Annotated in this window: 25 protein-coding genes; 2 read left to right on the top strand and 23 right to left on the bottom strand. The window is 40.4% G+C overall.

From position 1 onward, the window contains the following. Positions 1 to 98 precede the first annotated feature (98 nt). From J2S11_RS19500 to J2S11_RS19460, 9 genes are all read right to left on the bottom strand, one after another. Entirely contained in the window at positions 99 to 560 is a 462-nt protein-coding gene (locus tag J2S11_RS19500; RefSeq protein ID WP_307397490.1) for a diacylglycerol kinase family protein, read from the bottom strand. Between the two features lie 5 nt (positions 561 to 565). After that, positions 566 to 1,033: an rRNA maturation RNase YbeY gene (gene ybeY / locus J2S11_RS19495; protein ID WP_307397488.1), complete on the bottom strand. Its 468-nt coding sequence runs from the start codon at positions 1,031 to 1,033 to the stop codon at positions 566 to 568. A 15-nt stretch (positions 1,034 to 1,048) separates the two neighbouring features. Then, on the bottom strand, positions 1,049 to 3,169 hold the full coding sequence (locus J2S11_RS19490; RefSeq protein WP_307397486.1) for an HD family phosphohydrolase: 2,121 nt from the start codon (positions 3,167 to 3,169) through the stop codon (positions 1,049 to 1,051). Positions 3,170 to 3,192: 23 nt separating this feature from the next. Beyond that, a complete protein-coding gene (locus tag J2S11_RS19485) occupies positions 3,193 to 4,161 on the bottom strand; it encodes a PhoH family protein (protein ID WP_307397484.1) in 969 nt (322 codons plus the stop codon). A 21-nt stretch (positions 4,162 to 4,182) separates the two neighbouring features. Further along, complete coding sequence (gene yqfD, locus J2S11_RS19480) at positions 4,183 to 5,388, bottom strand: sporulation protein YqfD (protein ID WP_307397483.1); 1,206 nt, start codon at positions 5,386 to 5,388, stop codon at positions 4,183 to 4,185. Positions 5,389 to 5,461: 73 nt separating this feature from the next. Beyond that, positions 5,462 to 5,752 (bottom strand): sporulation protein YqfC, encoded by a 291-nt coding sequence (gene yqfC / locus J2S11_RS19475; RefSeq protein WP_307397481.1) that lies wholly within the window; start codon positions 5,750 to 5,752, stop codon positions 5,462 to 5,464. Positions 5,753 to 5,902: 150 nt separating this feature from the next. Beyond that, positions 5,903 to 6,508: a hypothetical protein gene (locus tag J2S11_RS19470; protein ID WP_307397479.1), complete on the bottom strand. Its 606-nt coding sequence runs from the start codon at positions 6,506 to 6,508 to the stop codon at positions 5,903 to 5,905. Between the two features lie 58 nt (positions 6,509 to 6,566). Further along, entirely contained in the window at positions 6,567 to 7,562 is a 996-nt protein-coding gene (gene floA / locus J2S11_RS19465) for a flotillin-like protein FloA (protein ID WP_307397565.1), read from the bottom strand. Between the two features lie 136 nt (positions 7,563 to 7,698). Further along, the gene (locus tag J2S11_RS19460; protein WP_307397476.1) at positions 7,699 to 9,039 is read right to left on the bottom strand and encodes an NfeD family protein; all 1,341 of its coding nucleotides are present in this window, start codon (positions 9,037 to 9,039) and stop codon (positions 7,699 to 7,701) included. A gap of 575 nt (positions 9,040 to 9,614) precedes the next feature. Between J2S11_RS19460 and J2S11_RS19455 the strand changes: the two genes are divergently transcribed. Beyond that, positions 9,615 to 9,863: a hypothetical protein gene (locus J2S11_RS19455; protein ID WP_307397475.1), complete on the top strand. Its 249-nt coding sequence runs from the start codon at positions 9,615 to 9,617 to the stop codon at positions 9,861 to 9,863. A 50-nt stretch (positions 9,864 to 9,913) separates the two neighbouring features. Here J2S11_RS19455 and J2S11_RS19450 read toward each other — a convergent pair whose 3' ends face one another. The 4 genes from J2S11_RS19450 to gnd all read right to left on the bottom strand — a co-directional run bounded on the left by J2S11_RS19450 (position 9,914) and on the right by gnd (position 11,962). Continuing rightward, entirely contained in the window at positions 9,914 to 10,357 is a 444-nt protein-coding gene (locus tag J2S11_RS19450; RefSeq protein WP_307397473.1) for a GatB/YqeY domain-containing protein, read from the bottom strand. Between the two features lie 11 nt (positions 10,358 to 10,368). Continuing rightward, entirely contained in the window at positions 10,369 to 10,542 is a 174-nt protein-coding gene (rpsU, locus tag J2S11_RS19445) for a 30S ribosomal protein S21 (protein ID WP_307397471.1), read from the bottom strand. 113 nt (positions 10,543 to 10,655) lie between these two features. Then, positions 10,656 to 10,988 (bottom strand): histidine triad nucleotide-binding protein, encoded by a 333-nt coding sequence (locus tag J2S11_RS19440; protein WP_307397469.1) that lies wholly within the window; start codon positions 10,986 to 10,988, stop codon positions 10,656 to 10,658. 77 nt (positions 10,989 to 11,065) lie between these two features. Then, entirely contained in the window at positions 11,066 to 11,962 is an 897-nt protein-coding gene (gene gnd, locus J2S11_RS19435) for a phosphogluconate dehydrogenase (NAD(+)-dependent, decarboxylating) (RefSeq protein ID WP_307397467.1), read from the bottom strand. Positions 11,963 to 12,066: 104 nt separating this feature from the next. Here gnd and J2S11_RS19430 point away from each other — a divergent pair, with 104 nt between their 5' ends. Next, a complete protein-coding gene (locus tag J2S11_RS19430) occupies positions 12,067 to 13,014 on the top strand; it encodes a Na/Pi cotransporter family protein (RefSeq protein ID WP_307397465.1) in 948 nt (315 codons plus the stop codon). A gap of 39 nt (positions 13,015 to 13,053) precedes the next feature. Here the strand turns inward: J2S11_RS19430 and deoC are convergent, their stop codons facing one another. The 10 genes from deoC to hemW form a co-directional block, all read right to left on the bottom strand. Then, positions 13,054 to 13,728 (bottom strand): deoxyribose-phosphate aldolase, encoded by a 675-nt coding sequence (deoC, locus tag J2S11_RS19425; protein ID WP_307397463.1) that lies wholly within the window; start codon positions 13,726 to 13,728, stop codon positions 13,054 to 13,056. 58 nt (positions 13,729 to 13,786) lie between these two features. Further along, positions 13,787 to 14,158, bottom strand: coding sequence for a DUF1294 domain-containing protein (locus J2S11_RS19420; protein WP_307397461.1), 372 nt, complete (start codon positions 14,156 to 14,158; stop codon positions 13,787 to 13,789). Next, positions 14,142 to 15,485 (bottom strand): tRNA (N(6)-L-threonylcarbamoyladenosine(37)-C(2))-methylthiotransferase MtaB, encoded by a 1,344-nt coding sequence (mtaB, locus tag J2S11_RS19415; protein ID WP_307397459.1) that lies wholly within the window; start codon positions 15,483 to 15,485, stop codon positions 14,142 to 14,144. Before mtaB ends, J2S11_RS19420 begins: the two co-directional genes overlap by 17 nt. Before the next feature lie 5 nt (positions 15,486 to 15,490). After that, complete coding sequence (locus J2S11_RS19410) at positions 15,491 to 16,240, bottom strand: 16S rRNA (uracil(1498)-N(3))-methyltransferase (RefSeq protein WP_307397458.1); 750 nt, start codon at positions 16,238 to 16,240, stop codon at positions 15,491 to 15,493. A gap of 17 nt (positions 16,241 to 16,257) precedes the next feature. Continuing rightward, positions 16,258 to 17,202, bottom strand: coding sequence for a 50S ribosomal protein L11 methyltransferase (gene prmA / locus J2S11_RS19405; protein ID WP_307397456.1), 945 nt, complete (start codon positions 17,200 to 17,202; stop codon positions 16,258 to 16,260). A 33-nt stretch (positions 17,203 to 17,235) separates the two neighbouring features. Beyond that, complete coding sequence (dnaJ, locus tag J2S11_RS19400) at positions 17,236 to 18,363, bottom strand: molecular chaperone DnaJ (RefSeq protein WP_307397454.1); 1,128 nt, start codon at positions 18,361 to 18,363, stop codon at positions 17,236 to 17,238. A gap of 124 nt (positions 18,364 to 18,487) precedes the next feature. Continuing rightward, positions 18,488 to 20,332, bottom strand: coding sequence for a molecular chaperone DnaK (dnaK, locus tag J2S11_RS19395; protein WP_307397452.1), 1,845 nt, complete (start codon positions 20,330 to 20,332; stop codon positions 18,488 to 18,490). Positions 20,333 to 20,465: 133 nt separating this feature from the next. Continuing rightward, positions 20,466 to 21,140, bottom strand: coding sequence for a nucleotide exchange factor GrpE (gene grpE, locus J2S11_RS19390; RefSeq protein ID WP_370875573.1), 675 nt, complete (start codon positions 21,138 to 21,140; stop codon positions 20,466 to 20,468). Between the two features lie 98 nt (positions 21,141 to 21,238). After that, positions 21,239 to 22,267 carry a heat-inducible transcriptional repressor HrcA gene (gene hrcA, locus J2S11_RS19385; protein WP_307397448.1) on the bottom strand — a complete coding sequence of 343 codons (1,029 nt, stop codon included), beginning with the start codon at positions 22,265 to 22,267 and terminating at the stop codon, positions 21,239 to 21,241. A gap of 114 nt (positions 22,268 to 22,381) precedes the next feature. After that, positions 22,382 to 23,530 carry a radical SAM family heme chaperone HemW gene (gene hemW, locus J2S11_RS19380; RefSeq protein ID WP_307397446.1) on the bottom strand — a complete coding sequence of 383 codons (1,149 nt, stop codon included), beginning with the start codon at positions 23,528 to 23,530 and terminating at the stop codon, positions 22,382 to 22,384. Between the last annotated feature and the right edge of the window lie 250 nt (positions 23,531 to 23,780).

The raw sequence follows: 23,780 nt of genomic DNA, 5'->3' as shown, positions 1-23,780 counted from the left end.
TAATTGCAATCTTTATTATGTAACTCTTTGTCATTAGTGAAAAGAGTAAGATAAAGCCCTGTTTAAGATGAATCATCTTATAATCAGAGCCTCGTTGTCTATTTTTTTATTCTTAGTAATAACATCATTAAAATAGCAAGTACGGCAAAAATGACAATAAACTCAATAGAGATCGGTATTTCTAGAGAAAAAGCGACTAAAAGATATGGTAGAAATACATAAACACCTACGATAAAAGCAAAAAGAGCAGAGAATAATACAGCACCCGCCGCTACATCTTTCGCTATTTTGGCTAATGGATGGTAGTCCTCCGTTACCAAATCCACAACACGCTCAATAGCAGTATTAATTAACTCCATACACATCACCAGCATAATAGAAGAAAGCACAAAGAGAAGTTGATAGGCTTCTACCTTGAAAATCAGAGAAAAAAACAGAACAGTCAAAGTTAGGACAAGATGGATCTTCATATTACGCTGTGTGGAAAACACGTATACAATTCCATCAGTAGCATGCTTGAAGCTCTTTAAAATACTTTTAATTTGCTTTGTATGCTTCACTTATCTCACCTAATTAAGCCGTGCTGCTTAAGAATCTCCTCTTGTCTGTCAAACATCTCCTTCTCCTCTTGCTCAGTTCCATGATCATAGCCTAAAAGATGAAGAAAGCCATGAATCGTTAAGAAACCAAGCTCACGTTCAAAGGAATGCCCATATTCTTCTGCCTGATCTTTAGCACGGGGAATAGAAATCACAATGTCACCAAGTAGTAAAGGCTCATCCAAATCGGTTACTTCTATCTCTTCCTCATCCGCCTCATACATCGGAAAGGACAGCACATCCGTAGGCTGATCCTTCATTCGATACGTTTTATTGATTTCTTGGATTTCCTGATCATTGACAAAGCTAATCGAAACCTCTCCATCCTGCACGTCCTCTAATCGTGCCGCTGTATCAATTAAAGCTACTAATAATTCTTCGAGCTCAGCACTTCCATACTGATTTTCATCCGTAAAAAGGACACTCACACTCATTTATGCCGCCACCTTCTACTTTTCTAGAACTTTCACTTTCTCTTTATCCTCAGGATACTCGATCCTAGAATGGAATATACCCTGAAGTGTTTCACATACTGCTTTAGCAATCATATCTAATTCCTTTAACGTAATATCACATTCATCGAACTGCCCATCCTCTAGACGATCCCGAATGATGTTTCGAACTAAATTATCAATTCTTTCTGGTGAAGGCTTGGACATGGAACGCACAGCAGCTTCTACACTGTCTACAATTCCAACGATTGCTGATTCTTTAAACTGAGCTTTTGGACCAGGATATCTAAATTCGCTTTCCGTAACCTCTGTATCTGCCTCTTGCTTTGCTTTGTGATAAAAATATTTAAGTAGTGAATCACCATGATGCTGTTCCGCAATATCCTGAATGGCCTTAGGCAAATTATGCTCCTTCAGCATTTGTGCTCCGTCTCGGCCATGGGCAGTAATGATCGTTTTACTTAAATGTGGAGCAATTTTATCATGTGGATTTTCCATATTCATCTGATTTTCTATAAAAAAGTGAGGTCGCTTCGTTTTACCCACATCGTGATAGTAAGCACCCACTCTAGCCAGCAAACCATTTGCTCCAATCGCTTCAGCAGCTGCTTCAGCAAGATTGGCCACCATAACGCTATGATGATACGTACCAGGCGCTTCAATCAAAACCTTCCTAAGAAGAGGGTGGTTTGGATTCGAAAGTTCAATAAGCTTAGAGCTCGATAAAATAGTGAAAGCTGCCTCAAAAAAGGGCATAAACCCGATCGTTAGTACTGAAGCTAAAATCCCATTTAGAAAAGCGAAGAGTAAATGCTGCGATAATTCGATCCAGCTTACAGTTACATTCTGGAGCATGGTAATCGTAAATACAGAAACAACGGTAACTATGGATACAACAAAGCCTGCTTGTAAAATCTTCGTTTTTCTTGTTCCTGCACCCAAAAAATACGCTCCAGCTAAACCACTGAAAATAGCTATTATAGCATAGCTTATATCCATCAAGGAGGATACATTTTCATTAAGAATAATAGCTGCTATTAAAGCGAGCACAAAGCTACTAAAAATAGCAACTCTTTGATGAATAAGCATAGTCATAAGCATCGTACCAAAGGCAACCGGAATCAAAAACCCTACTCCGGTATATTGAAGTCCTTGGAAGATGTTAACGATTTTCATAACCGATACTGTCAGAGCAAAAATGAGAATATACATAAATAGAATCTTGTTGTTCTTTTGAATAGGTAAACCAGAGAATGATATATATACACCTAAAGCAGCTATTAATAAGATAATATACATAGCTAGGCCTAGGTAAGGTAACATATTTGCAGACTCACTTAACAAACCTACTAAACGTAGCTTACGGTAGACCTCAGCAGAAATTATCTCTCCTTCAGATACAATAATTTCTCCTTCACGGATAATAATATTGCCTACCCTATCCCTTGCTTCCTGTCGTAAACGTTCTGTCTCTTCATGATCTAAAACAAAGTTGGGTACTATCGCTGCTCTAGCCATTTCCCGGGAAACAGCTCGCATTTGCTCATCCAGAGAGGAAACCATTAAAGCATCATCAACCCTCTGATACGCCCTATTTAGACCATTGTTTTGTTGGCTAATTCCATCATACATAATTTCATAGACAATGGAGGTTGTCATTCTTCTTAGCGTTTCGATTTCTTCTACAGGATAACTAATAAAGAGATTATAAGAGTCTTCATTTAACGAATAAGCAATGGATTCTCTAAGCTTATCTAGCTTTTCTTCATTTGGAATATCCTCTGCTGCAATTTCTTTGATCTGAATAAAGGTTCGATCTAAATTCTGATTCTGTCTTGTGGTGATATCATCATCTTTAATATACTCTGGTTCAACTTCTCTAGCTGCGATTTCCTGTGCGCGTTCTGTTTCTCTATCATCTCTAATCGTAACAGGTGAGGCAATGTTACTCTCCGCTCTAGTCCCTAGTGAAACATCAATGACCTCGGGAGCCACATTGGCAAACATGAGCACATACAAAACCAAACCTAATAAAGCATACAAGCTTATGCGCACGCTAGTATGATCTCTGTATTTCTCCCATGTTTTCTGTCCATCCAACGAAAATTTTTTCTTCAACCTCAATCGCCCCTCAATTTTGCCTAGCTAGGTTGTCCATCTTGATCGTATGCAGCAATAATACGCCCCACTAATGGGTGCCTAACCACATCTGCTGTCTGCATAAAGATAAAGCTCAAGCCCTTAACTCCCTTTAAACGATCCTGTGCTTCAATTAATCCAGATTTTTTCCCTTTGGGTAAATCAATCTGTGTAATATCACCAGTAATAATCATTTTTGAGCCAAAGCCCAATCTAGTTAAAAACATTTTCATTTGCTCTGGGGTAGTATTTTGTGCTTCATCTAAGATCACGAAAGAGTCATCAAGGGTTCTCCCTCTCATGTAAGCCAAAGGAGCCACCTCAATGATTCCTCTTTCTAATAATTTTGCTGTTTGCTCTACTCCAAGTACATCGTGTAAGGCATCATAAAGAGGTCGTAGATAAGGGTCTACCTTTTCCTGAAGATCACCTGGTAAAAAGCCTAGGTTTTCTCCTGCTTCAACAGCTGGGCGCGTCAAGACAATGCGCTTAATAACACCTTTCTTCAAAGCCACTGTGGCTAGGACTACGGCAAGGTACGTTTTACCTGTTCCAGCTGGTCCTATTCCAAAGACAATATCATGCTTTTGGATCGCTGACACATAATGCCTTTGACCTAACGTTTTTACGCGGATAGGCTTCCCTTTTACATTCGTTGCAATTTCTGCCTCAAAAAGCTCCAGTAGCTCATCTACAGAACCCTGCTTAGCTAGTTGTAGAGCATAAATCACATCTCTCTCTGCTATTTGATAGTTGGCCCTAATTAATCTTAGTAATACCTCAAATAAAGGCTCTGCAAGCTCAAGTGCGTCCCGTTGGCCAGAAATAATAATCTCACCATTACGAATATGCACATGAACATCCAGCTCTCTCTCTATCTCCTGCAAAAAACGATCCTGTGGTCCGAAAAGCTTAGAAGCATCCTCTGCTTGTACGGCCTGAAGTTTAATCTGTTCAATGTGTCCTTGCAAATTCCTCAATCTCCTTGGATTCTAGTCTTTTGATTCCGTTGATATCGGTCTTTCAGAGCTAATCTCTTCAATTACTGTATAGTGCATCTTTATATACACTTTACCATTCTCAACCCTCTTTCGCAAAATATTTTCCTCTTTAATGACTGCATCTGCTGGAATTTGTTGCTTCAATTGCGCATTAGCTAAAATCAAAGCTAACTCAAGGGTTTCTTCCTCTGATTTCAGCTCTTCAGTGTAACCTACCTCCTGCCTCATTTCTACCTTCCACGATAGTGGAAAAGACCAATCTCTCCAGGTAAAGGAGTAGTTTCTTTCATCCGCTTCGTACTTTTCGAAAGTATCTTTTCCCCAGCCCCACACAGGAACAGCCCATGACCCAAGCTGAAAATAGTACCTCTTTTCTCGTTCTCCTGTCATAAATGCTTTTTTTTGAAGCATTGGTAGTTCAATATGTCCTTCGTACCATACTTCACCTAGAACTCTTCCTGTTGCCGAAACAATTTGAGGCTGCTCCTCATTACCCACATATCCAGAAACTAATAGCTCTCCTCGTTGCACGTATTGATTAGGTTTAACCACTGGTTTTCCCTGTTCCACGAACAAATCGTGAATTATGGCTTTTTTTGTTGCTACCAAATGCCTTGGACCACTTGGCTCACGGACATCAGGTAACGTTTTCTCAACCACCTTAAGCTGAGCCTGTGTTCCTTCATAACGAAAGCCTACCCACGTCGTGCTAGGAACTAACTTCATAATTTCTCTTTGAATAGTCTGATAATCTGGCGTCCTAAACTTAAAGGTTCCTGGCTTAACTCCTAACCCTTCCAGCTCTTCTCGGATAGCCATTTCTGTTTCCGGAGTTGTCGCTCCATCAATCTCCACGCTCCAGACCATCATTGAAGCGGCGTATAAAATGAAACAAAAAAGCAGAATTCCGCTATATAATCCTATTCTACGCTGTACTCTTTGAACAAAAAATGGCAGCCCATGTCGCTCTAGTACTTTGCTCTTACAGCCTGTCTCTTTTAACAGCGCACGAAGCTTAAAAAAATCAGTAAGCTTAATGGAAAGCTCTGCCCTTTCCTCCCCTGTTCGAATAATATGCCACGCAGAAAAGCGATGATTCATCATTCTATTAATCAATCTTTCCAGCTTTTTTCCTCTAACTTCAATCACTACGTATCCCTGCCACCAATGCATCATCTCTTGATTATTTAGCTTCATTGCATTCGCTCCCTTTACGAATTGGGCTTAGTTATGTAATATGCCTTGTCTCCATGCTGTTACGCTCAGCCTTTTATTTGATTTGATCTAAATAATGAACCTCACGAATAAACCCTTCTAGGAGGACTTCTTCTGGAAGAATCTGACGAATAACGAGCCGTTCACCACGAATTAAAAGCTGACCTTTGTTACTTAACAAAAGCCTTAGCTCCTCTGTACTAAAAACTAATACTCCCCGATGATTTTCAATATACAACTGTAGTGGCCCGATCATCGTAATTCGAGGCAAATCTAATACAACATCCTTTGGCAGATCCAGCATCCCAGCTGTCCAGCGCTTAATCTTCTGCTGCCATTTCTTCATTAGCATTGCCTCCTCTCTCTTAAAAAGATTATGCGATGGTATAGATAACGTATGACTGAAATTAGATTTTCGTTATAAAAAGTGCATGAAAAAGAGCCCTCTGCTCTCAAGCAGAAGGCTCTAAAAATGGATCATATAGCTTAAAATATATTAACGTAACCTACGTTGCCTATAAAGGTAACCTTGTGATCGATGAGGATTTCTTGCTTTTGGAGCACCTAATACCTCCGCCCAAATCACACCCTGTACAATGTTCTGGCTATTAATTCGTTTAAAATCCATCAATTGATTTACATCTTCAGAATAGATTACTTCTTCTATCTGATTTCTTGATGCATCAATTTGATCACGAATGCGGTTCTCACGAACATGTAACCTTTCAACACCCCTATCTACTGCCGTACTGGCAACAGAAGCATGGTTATCCACTTGCTCATAACGAGACTCGTTCCTACTTCTTGATCTGGAGTCCCTATCTCTGTTCTCCCTTGAAGAAGGAGAGCTTTCCGTTTTATACATAGGTTGCTCAAGCTCTTCAGGGTACTGCTCCCAAGGAAGCTCCACAGTCTGCACTTCGTCGTACTGAGTATCAGCCTCTTGGCGATTTGTGTTTGCCTGCTGCTGTCTCTGTTGCTGCTGACGTTGCTGACGCTGTTTTTGCTCCTCCTGCTTCTTTTTCCCGAACAGTGTAGATAGAGCACCTATAAGCAGGATAATGATTAATGGATTTTCAAAAAGAAACTCTAGTAGACCCACGGGACATTCCCCCAGTCAGTCAAATCAGATTGTTGATTCATTGAAGGTGTTTCCTTCATTACTTCTTACCTTGGTTATCATTTCTTTGATCTTTATCTGTTACATCACCGATCGATTGACGCATATCCGTATCAGCCATGATATTTTGAAGATTCATGTAGTCCATAACGCCAAGCTTTCCTGAACGTAAAGCTTCTGCCATCGCAAGAGGTACCTCTGCTTCAGCTTCTGTAACCTTCGCTCTCATTTCCTCTACGCGAGCCTTCATCTCTTGCTCTTGAGCAACAGCCATCGCACGACGCTCCTCAGCTTTCGCTTGAGCGATCTTCTTATCTGCTTCTGCTTGGTCAGTCTGTAGCTCGGCCCCGATATTCTTCCCGATATCTACATCCGCGATATCAATAGACAGAATTTCAAAGGCTGTCCCTGCATCTAATCCTTTATCAAGAACTGTAGTTGAGATTAAATCTGGATTTTCAAGAACCTGCTTATGTTTTTCAGCAGAACCGATTGTGGAAACGACACCTTCACCAACACGGGCTAAAATGGTTTCTTCTCCGGCACCCCCGACTAAGCGGTCAATATTAGCTCTTACTGTAATTCTAGCTTTTGCTTTTACTTCAATTCCATCTAAGGCCACACCTGAAATCCAAGGTGTTTCAATAACCTTTGGATTTACACTCATTTGAACGGCTTCTAAAACATCACGACCTGCTAGATCAATAGCCGCAGAACGTTCAAAGCTTAGTTCGATATTAGCGCGGTGTGCTGCGATTAACGCATTCACCACACGGTCAACATTTCCTCCGGCAAGATAGTGACTCTCAAGTTGATTAATGGTAATTTCAATACCGGCCTTCCTTGCTTTAACTAATGGATTCACGATACGCGCAGGTATAACCCGACGTAGCCTCATTCCAACTAGTGTAAAGATTCCTACTCGTACTCCAGCTGCAATGGCTGAGATCCAGAGCATAACCGGTACGAACGTAAAAAATACAGAAAGGAAAATAAATGCAATTACTATTATTGCTAATAGTAGTATAGTATCCATTCCTTCAAATCCCATTCCTTCTACCTCCTATTATTCTAAGATTTATGTAAAAGGGAGTAGGACTCCCCTTTCATATAGGCTAAACTTTACTCTTCCCACCTCATAAAGAAATAAGGATCTCACGCAAGTAGGATTCTTATTCGTTATTGTTGTTTGAAACACCCCGAACAACGATTCGTGTTCCTTCGGTGAAAACAACCCTAACCGTTTGTTCTCTTTCAATAAATCCTCCCTCAGTAACCACATCTACTCGTTGGTTATTGATTAAGGCTGTCCCTGATGGTCTAAGTCTTGTGAGGGCTATTCCCTCCTGACCAATCAAGCTCATTCTCGTCTCATTCCTTAGATTCCCTTCCTCTGAGGATAGATCCTCTTGAAGGACTAATTTAGACCATAAGCCTCTTTTATTCATAGACCTTCCTAAGAAAAGAATCACGATAATAGAAACAGCGATAGCAATCCCAATTGAGCGTAACCCAGCAACAACATCAACACTTGCCATTGTTAGGCTAGTAATAACACCCGCAATACCTAGTATACCAAAAATCCCAAAGCTTGGGGTCAGGACTTCAAAGATTATTAGACCAATTCCTACAACGATTAGTATTAAAGATTCCCATCCTGCAAAACCAGCTATCATATGTCCAAAGAAGAATAAAAATAAAGACGTTAGGCCTATTGCACCAGGGACACCAAATCCTGGACTGTACAGCTCTAAAATTAACCCTAAGCTTGCTAAGGATAAAAGAATGGAAGCAACAACAGGGTTTGTAATAAAACGAGCAATATTTTCAGCTGTCGTTATTTCTACCTCCTGGATCGTAGCGCCTTCAAGGTTCAGAAATTCTAATACTTCTTGAAAATCATTGACGATTGCTTCTGCGTACCCGTTCTCCAATGCAGCGCTCGCTCCAAAAGTTAAAGGGTTAGCTGGGTCAACCATAGCTTTGGCGTGCTCAGGATCTCTACCATTTGATTCTGCTGCTGAAGCCATTGCTTCCATCCACATGGATGTCGCTTTTGCATCTCCTGTGTTCCCTTCTAGATCGACTACGGCTGCTGAACCTATTGTTGCTGTTGGTGTCATAATAATGTTATCAGCGTTTAAGGCAATATAGGCTCCTGCTGAAATTGCATTTCGATTCACATACACAGTAATCGGTATATTAGCATTTCGAAATAACTGTCCAATTTGATCCGCCGCATCCACAGCACCACCATACGTATTCATCTCTACAATGAAGTGATCAGCACCGGCTGCCTCTGCTTCATTCAAAGCCCTAGCTAGAAAAGCATGTAGGCCTTTTTCTACCGTATCCTCCAATTGGACGAGATATACTACAGGTTCATTCGTTTCCCCCATTGAAAGAGTTGGAAGGAAGGAAGAGAGCAGAAAAACAATAGAAAATAAATAAATAAAGACTCTAACTCGTTTTCCTGTAGAAATAGCTCCCACACTATTAAGTTTGCTATCCATGAATTATTTTCACCGCCCCCAAATTATTCCTCTACTTATCTTTACTATCAGTATTTTCTCATTCCTGACGTTCTTATTCAAGTTATTCGCTCTATCCTATCTCGTTATACGCTAAATTTATAAATGGGTTTCATAAAAAGCAAAGAAATTTCTAATTATCCTAGTCAGTTGATTCCATGTTGTGAAAATTAGATGGTGAATGACTGAATTAAATGGGCTTTTCTATATGAGTTTTCACAAGTTTTAATTTTAAGAAATATCTGTACATTATGAACAGCATTCTATATACTATTAAATTGTAGTCAGGCAATTTAATAAAAATTAATTTCTTTTAATATCGACATGTATTCTCTTAACATCGACAAAAATAGTGAAAAATCTAACGTTTATATACTAACTTCTCTAGGGTACATACAAAAATAACCATTGGCGCTTCCATCTGGAGGCGTCATTCGTAATTTAAGAGACTATTTCGCAAGTTTATAGTTTTAATTTCATGAAATTCGAAGAAAAATTTTATGAAACTATGCAGAAAAACGACTTGTATTCATTATGGGACATATGGAGGAGTTAAAATGATTAGAAAAGTAAAATTTGCTCATCAACCACACCATAAGATGATCCTTGAATTAGACGGTCAAGACGCTGAGTTGATTATTCAGTCCATTTATATGAATATGCATAGGGCTAAGCTTACGAATCAGCGTTACAGAATGGAACAGCTAGATTATATTTTAAGATACATCAAGAATTCTAAGCAGGAGTTCCATAGAGAGTGGAAGAGCCATATTTTCGAAAATACAGAGCGTTTCGGTTCAGATTGAATGTAAAAAAACCCATAAGTCACACTAATGTGTGACTTATGGGTTTTATTTTACGATAATTGCTGTAGCACAAGCTTATTGATCAAAGCACCATCAGCCTTACCTTTTACCTTAGGCATGATTGCGCCCATTACTTTGCCCATATCGGCTTTAGAGCTTGCTCCTACTTCACTAATCGTTTCTTTAACAATTTGTAAAACTTCTTCTTCGCTTAGCTGCTCAGGCATATACTGAACAAGAATATTAATCTCTTCCTGTACGGCTTGAGCTAAGTCATCTCGACCAGCTTTTTCAAACTCCTGGAGGGAATCCTTTCGCTGCTTAAGTTCTCTACTCACAACGGTCAGAACTTCATCATCGTTTAAATCTCTTCCAAGCTGAATTTTTTCATTTTGCAAAGAAGCTTTTACCATTCTAATTACGTTTAATTTCGTCTTATCTTTATCCTTCATTGCCTGCTTCATTTCGGAGTTTAATCGCTCAATGAATGACATCAAAAAACCTCCTAGAACTTGCGTTTACGAGCTGCCTCAGATTTTTTCTTACGCTTAACACTTGGCTTCTCGTAATGCTTACGCTTTTTGATCTCTGCAATAACTCCATCTTTAGAACAAGAACGCTTGAAGCGGCGAAGTGCTTGATCTAGAGATTCATTTTTACGAACGTGAATTTCTGCCACTTGATTTCCCTCCCTCCGCTACAACCATGAAAACACAAAAAACAAAAATTTGCATAGCAAACTGCAAATCTGTCAAAATCCATTATATTATACTGATCAGAACAGGTCAACTCTTACAAGTCGGAGTTTTCTGGCCAGCCTAATAAATGATAGTGCAGATGAAAAACCTCTTGCCCACCTTTTTCGCCTACATTAACTTGAATTTTCCAGCCCTCTAAGTGATTGGCTTGTGCTAAATGTTGGGCAACTTGATGAATATGAGTGATAAGATGAAGATCCTCTTCCTTTACGTCTGCCAAAGTAGGGATTTCTTTTTTAGGAATAATTAAAATATGAACAGGTGCCTTCGGATTGATGTCATGAAAAGCCATGGTAAGTTCATCTTCATGCACAATCTGAGCTGGTATTTCCCTGCGTATGATTTTACTAAATATCGTTTCACTCATACTACCACTCCTTAACGAATTCTTCTCTTCATCATTATATTACAGAAAGTGGTTGTTTAAGTCTATACTATAACAAATTATTTCTTCTCTACAGCATGTCCTCCAAATTCATTCCTTAAGGCTGCAACAACCTTTCCAGTAAACGTATCATCCTCCTGAGAGCGATAGCGCATTAAGAGAGATAAAGTAATTACAGGAGCAGCTACGCCTAAATCTAGAGATTCCTCTACGGTCCATTTTCCTTCACCGGATGAATGCATGATCCCTTTAATCTCATCTAGCTTAGCATCTTTAGAGAAAGCGTTCTCTGTGAGCTCCATCAGCCAGCTGCGAATAACTGAACCGTTATTCCAAACCTTAGCTACGTGCTCATAATTATACTCGTACGGGCTCTTTGAAAGGATATCAAAGCCTTCAGCAATGGCCTGCATCATGCCATACTCAATACCGTTGTGCACCATTTTTAAATAGTGACCTGAACCAGCTTCACCTGCATAAAGATAGCCGTTCTCTACACTGATGTCCTTAAAGATAGGCTCAATCGTTGGGAAAACATCAGCATCCCCACCAATCATCGTGCATGCTCCGTGACGAGCTCCTTCCATTCCTCCACTTGTCCCTACATCAAAGAAGTGGATATCTTTTTCTTGGAACTTTTTATAGCGTGAAACGGAAAGCTTATAATTGGAATTTCCTCCATCAATGACGATGTCTCCTGCAGTAAGCTGACCATAGAGCTGTTCTAAGACACCCTCCGTGATCTCACCAGCTGGAACCATCACCCAAACAACCTTTGGTGAGGGAAGCTGTCCTACAAGCTCCTCGATGCTATAAACACCCTGTGCTCCTTGCTCAGAAACCTGCTGAACAGCTTCTTTTGAAACATCATAGGCAACAACCTCGTGCTGATGCTCAAGTAAATTTAAAGTCAAATTAAGACCCATTTTACCAAGACCAATCATTCCTAATTTCATTATGTTCCACTCCTTTAAATATAGTAAAAGCTTTTATATGTACCAGCTGCTTGTCATGCTTATCCTTCCTCATACATATGTTTAATTGAAGGGGGTAAACAAGCATGATCCTAAGAGAATTTGTCCTGCCTTTTACAACTGGAATTGCCATATTTTTATTTGGTATGCAGGTCATGAGAATCGGGTTTGAGAACCTGTTCCTGAATCATATTCAAAAATGGCTTTCACGTTTAACAAAAAATACATGGACCGGGTTGCTTACGGGCACAATTACAACGGCCATTCTACAAAGCAGTAGTGCCGTTACACTGCTGACCATCGCCTTTACAAATGCTCGTCTGCTCACTTTTAAGCAAGGGTTAGGCATTGTTTTGGGTGCGAATATTGGAACCACCTTAACCACTGAACTTCTTGCTTTTCGCTTAGATAAGTGGAGCATTTACCTTTTTGTTGCTGGGGTCCTGCTCTTCTTACTACCTCAGGCTAAATTACGCAGTGCAGGCTTAGCAATCGGAGGCTTTGCCCTTTTGTTTATTGGCATGAATACGATGCAGTCCATAACGCCTCTCATTAAAGAAACAGGTATTATTGAAGCTCTTTTTTCCAGTAATGAGCAAAGCCTAATGATGGGTATTTCAGTAGGTACTATCATAACGGCGTTAATTCAAAGTAGTACAGCAACCATCGCCATTGCCATGAACTTAATTAACGATCAGCTAATCACCATCTCTATTGCCATAGCTATCGTCCTCGGAAGCAATATTGGAACGTGTGGAACGGCCTTAATCGGCTGTATTGGAGCTAATCGCGCGTCTAAGCAAATTGCCCTTTCTCATGTTCTGTTAAACGTTGGGGGAGTGCTGCTGTTTTATTTCTTCATCCCTCTACTGAGCAGTGCTGTAGTATGGATGACTCCTGTTGTCACTCAGCAGGTGGCCCACGCTCAAACCTTATTTAATGTGGTATGCTCTCTTCTTATCTTACCTTTTATCTCGCATTTTGAGAAATTAGTTCTGTACCTACTGCCTAGTTCCAAGAAAAATAAACACTAGTTTCAAAAAGGATAGAAAAAAATAGAACCTACTTGGTATTTAGTATCCAGCTCCTGATCCTTCTCCAGAAACAATGGCAATACCATTACTTGTTCCAATTCGTGTAGCTCCTGCTTCTATCATGTCTATAGCTGCCTGACGATTTCTAACTCCACCAGAAGCTTTTACACCCATTTCTGAACCAACCGTAGAACGCATTAACTTAATGTCTTCTACAGTGGCACCACCTGTTGAGAAGCCAGTTGACGTTTTGACAAAATCTGCTCCTGCCTGTTTGCTTAGCTCACATGCACGAATTTTTTCTTCCTCCGTAAGCAGGCTTGTCTCAATAATAACCTTAACTAGGGCTTTTCCAGAAGCAGCTTGAACAACAGCGGCGATGTCCTGCTGAACAGCGTTATCATTTTGATCCTTTAGTGCACCGATATTAATGACCATATCAACTTCTGTTGCTCCATGTGCAATAGCTTGCTCGGTTTCAAAAGCTTTTGTCTGTGTACTTGTTACACCTAAAGGAAATCCTATAACTGTGCATACCTTCACATTTGTCCCCTTTAAAATTTCAGCACAAACTTGCACCCAATGTGGATTTACACAAACGGAGGCAAACTGGTGTATTTTTGCTTCCTCACATAATTGAATAATCTGTTCTTTAGTTGCTTCAGCTTTAAGTAAAGTATGGTCAATATAATGGGCATATGATTTTTCTGTCAATGAAGTTCCCTCCTAGGAATTATAAAAAGTAAAATAAAAAGTACGAGTACTCCTGTTATTAAAGTAATTGTAATAAACCAAAGATAAATAAAGCAATGCTAAATATCATAAAGATGGGAAAGATGACTCTAAAAGCAAGATGCTTTGTTTTGTGCCTGATAAGCACCATGGCCAAAAAAGCACCTATACCTCCAGCACAAAGTGCTGATAGCCATAACGACGATTCTGGAATACGGAAAGGAGACTGGTTCCTTGCTAATCGTTTGTCCTTGACTAACAAAAACCATGCATAGCTATTAGACAGCAGAAAAGCCATGACCCATAACTGAACGTTGTTTGAGTACATGGCGATAACAGCTAAGAGAAGCGTTGCTCCAAAAACGACATGACGAATTTGCTTGTGCGCTCTAAGCTTAGCTGGTATGGACAAAGGCTTTCTCCTTAGATACTTCTACCATAGAACCTAGATTATAAGGGTAACCAGGCTGATCTAGTTGAACCTTAACCACTTTTCCAATTAGCTCTTCGTCTGCCTTTAATACGACTCGCAAATAATTGTCCGTATACCCAACAAGCAATCCGCTATTCGGTTTCTCCTGATATTCTGTTTCAGGTATTACATCTAGAATCATTCCCTCAAACTGTGAAGCATATTCCTTAGCTAATTGATTAGAAAGCTCAATTAAGCGATGAACTCTATCATTTTTAATATCCTCAGGAACTTGGTCCTCCATTCGTGCTGCTGGAGTTCCTGTTCGTTTAGAATACGGGAAAACATGCAATTCAGCAAAACGCAAATCTTTAATGAATTGGTAGGTATTCATAAATTGCTCATCTGTCTCACCTGGAAAACCTACAATAACATCACTTGTAAGGGCAAAGTTAGGTAGAACCTGCTGAACCTTTTCTACTCTCTCCTTATATTCAGCAACCGTATATTTACGTCGCATTCTTTTAAGCACACTATCATCTCCAGCTTGGAGTGGAATGTGCAAATGACGACACACTTTCGTCGATTGCTTTAATACGTCAATCACTTCATCCGTAATTTGAGAGGCTTCTATTGAGCTAATTCTTAATCGCTCCAGACCTTCAACTTGCTCTAAGTCCAATAATAGCTTAGCTAGATTATAGTCCTCTAGATCCTCCCCATAGCCTCCTGTGTGGATTCCCGTAAGGACAATTTCCTTATAGCCAGAAGCTACAAGTTTATTAGCTTGTTCTATGACACTTTCAGGGTTTCTTGAGCGTAATAGCCCTCTAGCCCAAGGAATAATGCAGAAGGTACAAAAGTTATTACAGCCTTCTTGAATCTTCAAGGATGCTCTTGTACGATCAGTAAACTCAGGAACATCTAGCTCTTCATAGACCCTAGTTTTCATTATATTTCCGACTGCATTAATAGGCTCTCTAGCTTCTTTAAATTCCTCAATATATTGGATAAGGTTTGACCTACCTTGAGTTCCGACAACGATATCGACACCTTCAATAGCCATAATCTCTGCTGGAGAAGTTTGTGCATAGCAGCCAGTGACACAAATGACAGCGTCAGGGTTACGTCTAACCGCACGACGAATTACTTGCCTTGATTTTTTGTCACCAGTGTTCGTCACGGTGCACGTGTTAATGACATAGACATCTGAAAGACCTTCAAAATTTACCTGCTCGTAGCCAGACTGTTTAAAAAGCTGCCATATCGCTTCCGTTTCATAATGATTTACCTTGCATCCTAATGTGTGAAAAGCGACTGTTGCCATCACATTCACCCTCCCATCTGTTCAAAATAAAAAGAGATTGCGGCCAACACATACTGTGAAGCCGTTTCTGTACGCAAAATACGTTTTCCTAAAGAAACAGGCTGATAACCAGCTTCTTTCAATTGCTGAATTTCCTGCTCTTCAAAGCCACCTTCAGGTCCAATCGCTATGATCATAGATTCTTTAGGCTTAATTTTCTTAAGCCCTTCATAGAAAGCTGACGACCTCTCTTGTATCGAGAGGTCTTCATAAGCTACTAGCTTATGATCTGCTTGCACCTCCAGTAGCTCCTTCAGAGGCATTACAGCTTGAAGCTGAGGCAAAACATCCCTGTGGGACTGTTCAGCTGCTTCTTTAATGATCTTCCGCCAGCGCTCCTGCTTCTTTGCTTCCTTTTTATGATCATATTTGACAATCGTTCGGTGTGAAATAAAGGGAATAAACTGCTGGGCACCTAGCTCCGTTCCCTTCTGTAGAATCCACTCCAATTTGTCCCCTTTAGGTAGTCCCTGTGCTATTGTAACCGATATAGGGAGCTCGCGCTGCTGCTGCATCTCATGAACAATATCACACTGAATCTCATCTTTCGTGATAGTCATAATCCTGGCTTGCACTGTTCTCCCCTGCCCATCAGAGCAAAGAACACAGTCCCCAGCCTGCATTCGTAAAACATTAGAAATATGATGGGCGTCCTGTCCTATGACTCTGCAGGATGAGGCATCAAGCTGTTCCTTTGGGATAAAGTATCTTTGCATACTAAACTCCTAATAGTTTACTGTTTTTTAGCGATAAAAGCGACCCAATCCTCCATGAGAAGTGTTTCCTCTATAGTAAAACCTTGGGATGTGAGAGCTTCTCTGACCTCTTCCTTCTTAGCTACAATTATACCAGACGTAACAAAATATCCTCCTGGTTTAAGCAAAAGATACGCTTGATCCACAAATTTCAGGATCACCTCTGCTAAAATATTCGCTACAATAACCCCTGCTTCATCTGTAATATGATCCAGTAGATTATTTTGCTTTACCGTTATGATCTCGGATTGATGGTTCACTTGAATGTTTTCCTTTGTTACCTTAACAGCCACTTCGTCTAAATCTAACGCCAAAACGTGTTTAGCTCCAAGCTTAGCAGCTGCTATACTTAAAACACCTGAGCCACAGCCCACATCAATCACTTCGTCTCCCCGTTGAAGAACCTTCTCTAGGCCTTGAATAGAGAGAATGGTTGTTGGATGTGTTCCTGTTCCAAAAGCCATCCCAGGGTCTAGTTCGATGATCATTTCATCCTTATTTTTCGGGCTATACTCTTCCCAGGAAGGAGTTATCGTGATTCGATCTGTAATTTTTACAGGCTTATAGTATTGCTTCCAAGCGTGGGCCCAATCCTCCTCATGAACCTCTGATAACGTTACCGTACCTAAACCGAGATTAATATTATGAAGCAGTAGATTATTCAGTTGGGTTTTAATTTCCTCCACAGCTTCACCTAGAAAGCTATTTACAGTTAAATACCCTTTAACCACAACGCCTTCGGCTGGATAATCTCCAGGATCAAGTTGATAGAGCTCACCAAATTCGTTATGGTTAGCTACATCGCGCTGTAACACCTCTGAATCCTCGATCACAACCCCACTAGCCCCTGCTTCATGCAAAATATTGGCGACCGGTTCAATCGCTTCTTGTGTGGTATGAATACTAATTTCAGACCATTTCAACTCTATCAACCTCATCCCTATCAGCTTTTTACGTTATTCTCCCCTAAATGCCTTCTTCATTTTATCAAAAAATCCTTCAGATTGTTCATCTGGTATTTGATCACCGCTGACCTCAGCAAATTCTCGTAAAAGCTCCTTTTGCTGCTCTGAAAGCTTCTTAGGAGTTTTGATCTTGACGCGTACATGCTGATCTCCTTGATATTGACCACGAGACTGTGGTACACCCTTCCCTTTGATTCGGAAGAATGTCCCCGTTTCTGTACCTCCAGGAATTTTCAGCTTTACTCGTCCTGTCAGTGTAGGAACCTCAATTTCATCCCCTAAAGCAGCCTGCACAAATGTAATCGGCATCTCACAGTAGATGTCCTGACCGTCCCGCTCAAAGAAAGGATGATCGCTAACACGAAGGACAATATACAGGTCTCCAGTTGGCCCCCCATTTTCTCCTGGCTCTCCTTGACCAGATACCCGAATTTGCATGCCATTATCTACGCCAGCAGGTATCTTAATAGGAATTGTTTTTTGCTTCTTAATTTTACCTGCTCCACGACAGGAAGGACATTTCTCCTTCACCGTTTTCCCTTTTCCTGAACAGCTCATACACACACGTCGATTGACTACACGACCAAACGGTGTGTTTTGAACCTGTTCCTGTTGACCTGTACCGTGACAAACTGAACAAGTCTCAGGCTTTGTACCTGGCTTAGCTCCTGAGCCTAAGCAGGTGTCACATTCTTCTTCTTTAGGGATACGGATCTCGGTTTCTTTCCCAAAAATAGCCTCTGTAAAGTCTATAGACATCGTATATTGTAAATCTGCTCCTTGTCTAGGTGCATTAGGGTTTCTTCGACCTCCTCCACCGCCACCAAAGAACATGTCAAAAATATCACCAAAGCCCCCAAAATCAGCTCCACCTGCTCCGCCACCACCAAAGCCTTGATTCGGATCAACATGACCGAATCGGTCATACTGAGCTCTTTTCGATGAATCACTTAAAACATCATACGCTTCTTTCACTTCTTTAAACTTAGCTTCCGCATCTGCTGCTTTGTTCACATCTGGATGATATTGACGAGCTAGCTTGCGGTATGATTTCTTAATTTCGTCCTCACTGGCACCCTTGCCGACTCCTAGGACATCATAGTAATCTCTTTTGCTCATCTTTAAATCCACTCCCGCTTAAAATTCCGTTCCTAATCCGATTAGCACATAAATTTTATCATAACATGTTGCATAAAAAAGTCAAAGTCAAGAAGTCCTGACTTTGACTTTTTCCATCTAATCCTTATTCTTTCTTTTCATCGTTTACTTCTGTATATTCAGCGTCAACAACATTGTCATCATCTTTTCTACTACCGCCCTCAGCCTGTTCAGTTCCACCTTGCTCAGCTTGTGCTTGCTGTGCTGCCTGCTCGTAAAGCTTTACGGATAGCTGCTGTACAATTTCCTGTAGAGCATCTTTGTCAGCTTTAATGGCTTCTAGATCCTGCCCTTCTAAAGAAGCTTTTAGTTTGTCTTTAGCAGCATTTGCTTGATCAATTTCTCCTTGATCCACTTTATCTGCTAAATCCTTAAGCGTTTTTTCTGTGGAGAAGATGAGGTGATCCGCTTCATTTCTTAGGTCAACTTCTTCTCTACGCTTACGATCGTCTTCTGCATTCTCTTCAGCATCTCTAACCATCTTTTCGATGTCCTCATCAGATAATCCGCTTGAAGATGTAATCGTAATTTTTTGCTCCTTACCAGTTCCCATATCCTTAGCAGACACGTTCACTATACCGTTCGCATCAATATCAAAGGTTACTTGAATTTGAGGAACTCCACGTGGTGCTGGTGGAATATCTGTTAACTCAAAGCGCCCAAGTGTCTTGTTATACGCAGCCATTTCACGCTCACCTTGAAGCACGTGAATCGGTACAGATGTTTGATTATCGGCAGCGGTAGAAAATGTTTGTGATTTACTTGTAGGGATTGTCGTATTACGGTCAATCATCTTTGTAAATACGCCACCCATTGTTTCAATTCCTAATGATAGAGGAGTAACATCTAGAAGGACGATATCTTGAACATCACCCGTTAGAACTCCAGCTTGAACAGCAGCACCCAGCGCAACTACTTCATCAGGGTTTACTCCTTTATGTGGATCCTTACCTGTTAAGCTTTTGATCGCTTCTTGTACGGCAGGAATACGTGTAGATCCCCCAACTAAAACAACTTTATCAATCTCACTCGGAGTTAATCCAGAGTCCTTTAGTGCTTGACGAGTTGGTCCAAGTGTACGCTCAACAAGATTACTGCTAAGCTCATCAAATTTAGCACGAGATAAACTAAGCTCTAAATGCTTTGGTCCTGTGGCATCTGCCGTAATAAATGGTAGTGAAATCGATGTGTTTGTTACACCAGATAGATCTTTTTTCGCCTTTTCAGCCGCATCCTTAAGACGTTGTAACGCCATTTTATCCTGACTTAGATCAATTCCCGTATCCTTTTTAAAGGTATCTACTAAATGATCAATAATTACTTGGTCAAAGTCATCTCCACCAAGCTTGTTATCTCCACTTGTAGCTTTAACTTCAAAGAAGCCTTCTCCTAGCTCAAGAATAGATACGTCAAACGTTCCACCACCTAGGTCATATACAAGGATCGTTTGATCCTCACCTTTTTCTAATCCGTAAGCTAATGCTGCTGCTGTTGGCTCATTGACAATACGCAGAACCTCTAGACCAGCGATCTTCCCTGCATCCTTTGTTGCTTGACGCTGAGAATCATTAAAATAAGCAGGTACTGTGATAACCGCTTTTTCCACCTTCTCACCAAGATAAGCCTCTGCATCAGATTTAAGCTTCTGTAAGATAATCGCAGAGAGCTCTTGTGGTGTAAATGATTTTCCATCGATGTTTTCTTTATAATCTGTTCCCATATGTCTCTTAATTGAGATGACAGTATTAGGGTTTGTAATCGCTTGGCGCTTAGCTACCTCCCCCACTAATCTTTCACTGTCTTTAAAAGCTACAACGGAAGGCGTTGTACGATTCCCTTCTGGATTTGGGATAACAACAGCTTCTCCACCCTCCATAACAGCTACACAAGAGTTTGTTGTTCCTAAATCAATTCCAATTACTTTGCTCATTATTTATTCCTCCTATAATTCACTGATTTCATCATTTATTAGGTATTGACCTGCCACATAGCAGGATATTTATGGTCGGCTATTATTGTCTAAACTTTATGTTCAGACATTTTATTCAACATCACTGTCAATATTATGAGCTAACTTTGACCATTGCTGGACGAATCACTCTGTCCTTCAGCTTAAAGCCTTTTTGTAACTCTTCAATAACAGTACCAGGTTCATGGTCAGCACTTTCCTCTTGCATGACCGCTTGATGAACATTCGGATCAAATGCTGTACCCACTGTTGGAATAGACTCTAGTCCAGAGCCCTGGAGCACCTGCTCTAGCTGACGGAACACCATTTCTATTCCTTGTACAATAGAATCCTTATCAGCTGAGTCCACCTTACTAGCGGATAATGCGCGCTCGAAATTATCTAGAGCCGGAAGTAGCTGCTCCACTAGAGGTAATGAGGCATATTTTGCTGCCTCCTCCTTTTCCTGACGAGAACGTCTTCTAAAGTTATCGAAGTCTGCTTGAGTTCGAAGCTGCTTCTGATAGCTTTCTTCCGCTTTTTTCTCTGCTTCAGCAAGCTTTGCCAGAGCATCCTCTAGGGAAAGCTCCGTATCTGCTGCCTCTGACGTGCTCTGCTCTTGATCTTGAGAACCTTGCTCTTCCTTCACTTCACTTGCTCCAACAGATTGTTCTTCTCCATTTTCAGCTTGCTGCTGTGGAACAGACTCCTCTACTGTTTCATGCTGTTCTTCAGCTGTGTTTTTTTCTCTATCTTCGGCTGTTTTTGACACAACCTCCACCTCCTCCATTTATTTATGTACATGAGGAAAGGGATAAGGATTAATTATCCCTCTAAAAGTCCCCTTACGTATAGTTTTTTTAAGAAGAATTTGCTAGACAATTCCTATTATTTATAGAACCGCCTACTCTCTACATCAAGAAAGGTGGTTAAGTAATTGAGAACACTGTACACCTTTTCATACTCCATACGAGTTGGACCAAGAATACTAATCTTGCCTACCGACTGACCACCAACAGAATAAGAGGCAGAGATCAAGCTACAATTCATGACCGCCTCATCAACATTCTCATGCCCAATCCGAACATGTACACCTGTTGCGGGATCCATCGCTAAAATTCCATGTAACCGTTCATTTTGCTCCAATAATTCAAATATACTTCTTATCTTTTCTACATCCCTAAACTCCGGTTGAGCAAAAATATTTGTTGTCCCACCTAAGAAGATACGATCTTCTTTTTCAGTGGCTAAGGTTTGCTCCAAAATAGAAATGACCTGTTGGTAATGCTCAAAGTGCTTCTTCAGCTCTGTGGCGATAACTGAATATAGCTGTGTACGTAAACGAAACACAGGAACGCCTACAAGCTTCTGATTCAACAAGTTTACTAGCTTTTCCATATCCGCAACGGAAATTTCAAAAGGAATATTAACCTTCTTATTTTCCACATGACCTGTACTAGTTACAATGATCGCAACAGCGGCATCTGCAGATAGTGGGATAAGCTGAATATGCTTAAGTGTCGTATCAAATATTTCAGGACCAAGAACAATGGAAGTATAATTTGTTACTTCAGATAGTACCGATGCGGTTTGCTGAATAAGCTGTTCAAACTCTACAAACTGCTCTGCGTACATTTGCTTAATCTTCTTCACTTGTTCTTTGGATACAACACTAGGCTTCATAAGATGATCAACATAAAAACGATATCCCTTATTCGAAGGAATACGCCCAGCAGATGTATAAGGCTGCGTTAAATAACCCAGTTCCTCAAGGTCAGCCATCTCATTTCGAATTGTGGCCGGACTAAATGTCACATCTTCCCTCTTTGAAATGGTCCTAGAACCTACAGGCTCAGCAGATTTAACGTAATCATCAATGACTGCTTTTAATATAAATTGTTGACGATCGGTTAACATTCTACTCATCTCCCAGATAGGAATTATTAGCACTCGCTAACAACGAGTGCTAATATATTCAAAATACCAAACCTCTTTTTAATTGTCAATTCCATACACCATGTTCTTTTTTATTTAATGTAAAAACTTTTCAAAAACCTCATTCCCCAGAAACATTCCTTCTCTAGTTAAACGATATTTATCACCTGTACGTTCAATCAACTGATCTTGTATTAATTCCTGTAACTGATCCGTGTAAACTTCCTCTAGAGGTTGATGAAAATTATGCTGAAATTGAATAGAGCTGACCCCTTCTCGAGTCCTTAGTCCCATGATCATATAGTCCTCCATCGCTTCTTCAGTCAATACATCATGAGTTGATACGTAGGGAAGCTTATCCTGTGCAAGTGTGTCAATGTATTCCTGTACCCCCGCTATATTCACATGTCTTCTTCCTTGGACATACCCGTGTGCTCCAGCACCTAGCCCATAATATTCAGCATTACGCCAATACGTTAAATTATGTGTGCTCCTGAAGCCTGGTTTAGAGAAATTACTAATCTCATACTGCTCATAGCCCTCTGTTCTCATCCGCTCCATTAAATCACTATACATGCGCACCTCATCCTCCTCTGTAGGAAGAGGAAGCTTGTCCTTTTGGTACAGCTTATGAAAAAAAGTCCCTTCCTCCACTTTAAGACTGTATGCAGAGAAATGCTCCACACCAAGCTCAAAGGAAATATCTAAAGTCTCATGAAAGGTAGCCAGACTTTGATTAGGTAAACCAAACATCAAATCAATAGAAATATTCTTAAAGCCGCTCTGGCGTGCCAAGGAAATAGATGAATAGACATCCTCAGGACTGTGCATGCGACCTAAGCGCTTTAATAATTCTCGATCAAACGTCTGAACCCCAAAGGAAAGTCGATTTACTCCATATTCAAGCATAATATCAAGCTTCTCTTTATCTATAGTTTCCGGATTGGCTTCGAACGTAAATTCTACTAGCTCTGAAAAGGAAATCTGTCTTTTTATACTCTGAAGAAATTCTTTTAGTTGTTCCGCCGTCAGAACAGTTGGAGTTCCTCCTCCAACAAAAATGGTTTGGATACCTTCTCCCAAAGGAATGGAGTAAGATGGAAACGGAAAAGTTAAAAGCATTTCCTTCTCTAAGGCTTGGACATACTCTTGAACAGGCTGACCTTTAAATACATATTTATTAAAATCGCAATAAGGGCAGATTCGGTTGCAAAATGGTATATGAATATAAACAGCTCTTGGCATTATTAACATCCCTTTCTCTATGATCTATTTTACTTGTAGACACTGCATTTAGACAACTAATAAGAAAAGCTTCTATTGAAGTCCTCTCGAAGAAGTCGTTTAGTCCATCATTAGAGGAAGCTTTTCGTGCCGTCAGAAAGTATAAAATCTGATGAAAACATGGTATCAAATTTTATACTTTCTACCCTGAAAATTAACACACCAAGTATAAGTGATATATGTTTTTGGGCAATATGAAACTAACCCTCAC

The organism is Bacillus horti, assembly GCF_030813115.1.
Taxonomy (GTDB): Bacteria; Bacillota; Bacilli; order Caldalkalibacillales; family JCM-10596; genus Bacillus_CH; species Bacillus_CH horti.
This window is presented reverse-complemented; position numbering and strand designations above follow the sequence as displayed.

Excerpts from the sequence above, each read along its gene's own strand:
- mtaB (WP_307397459.1), bottom strand. The coding sequence starts at position 15,485 with ATGGCAACAGTCGCTTTTCACACATTAGGATGCAAGGTAAATCATTAT.
- J2S11_RS19455 (WP_307397475.1), top strand. The coding sequence starts at position 9,615 with ATGATTAGAAAAGTAAAATTTGCTCATCAACCACACCATAAGATGATC.
- dnaJ (WP_307397454.1), bottom strand. The coding sequence starts at position 18,363 with ATGAGCAAAAGAGATTACTATGATGTCCTAGGAGTCGGCAAGGGTGCC.
- ybeY (WP_307397488.1), bottom strand. The coding sequence starts at position 1,033 with ATGAGTGTGAGTGTCCTTTTTACGGATGAAAATCAGTATGGAAGTGCT.
- hrcA (WP_307397448.1), bottom strand. The coding sequence starts at position 22,267 with ATGTTAACCGATCGTCAACAATTTATATTAAAAGCAGTCATTGATGAT.
- J2S11_RS19440 (WP_307397469.1), bottom strand. The coding sequence starts at position 10,988 with ATGAGTGAAACGATATTTAGTAAAATCATACGCAGGGAAATACCAGCT.
- dnaK (WP_307397452.1), bottom strand. The coding sequence starts at position 20,332 with ATGAGCAAAGTAATTGGAATTGATTTAGGAACAACAAACTCTTGTGTA.
- J2S11_RS19450 (WP_307397473.1), bottom strand. The coding sequence starts at position 10,357 with ATGTCATTCATTGAGCGATTAAACTCCGAAATGAAGCAGGCAATGAAG.
- floA (WP_307397565.1), bottom strand. The coding sequence starts at position 7,562 with ATGGATACTATACTACTATTAGCAATAATAGTAATTGCATTTATTTTC.
- J2S11_RS19430 (WP_307397465.1), top strand. The coding sequence starts at position 12,067 with ATGATCCTAAGAGAATTTGTCCTGCCTTTTACAACTGGAATTGCCATA.
- grpE (WP_370875573.1), bottom strand. The coding sequence starts at position 21,140 with ATGGAGGAGGTGGAGGTTGTGTCAAAAACAGCCGAAGATAGAGAAAAA.
- gnd (WP_307397467.1), bottom strand. The coding sequence starts at position 11,962 with ATGAAATTAGGAATGATTGGTCTTGGTAAAATGGGTCTTAATTTGACT.
- J2S11_RS19410 (WP_307397458.1), bottom strand. The coding sequence starts at position 16,240 with ATGCAAAGATACTTTATCCCAAAGGAACAGCTTGATGCCTCATCCTGC.
- hemW (WP_307397446.1), bottom strand. The coding sequence starts at position 23,530 with ATGCCAAGAGCTGTTTATATTCATATACCATTTTGCAACCGAATCTGC.
- yqfC (WP_307397481.1), bottom strand. The coding sequence starts at position 5,752 with ATGAAGAAATGGCAGCAGAAGATTAAGCGCTGGACAGCTGGGATGCTG.
- yqfD (WP_307397483.1), bottom strand. The coding sequence starts at position 5,388 with ATGAAGCTAAATAATCAAGAGATGATGCATTGGTGGCAGGGATACGTA.
- J2S11_RS19460 (WP_307397476.1), bottom strand. The coding sequence starts at position 9,039 with ATGGATAGCAAACTTAATAGTGTGGGAGCTATTTCTACAGGAAAACGA.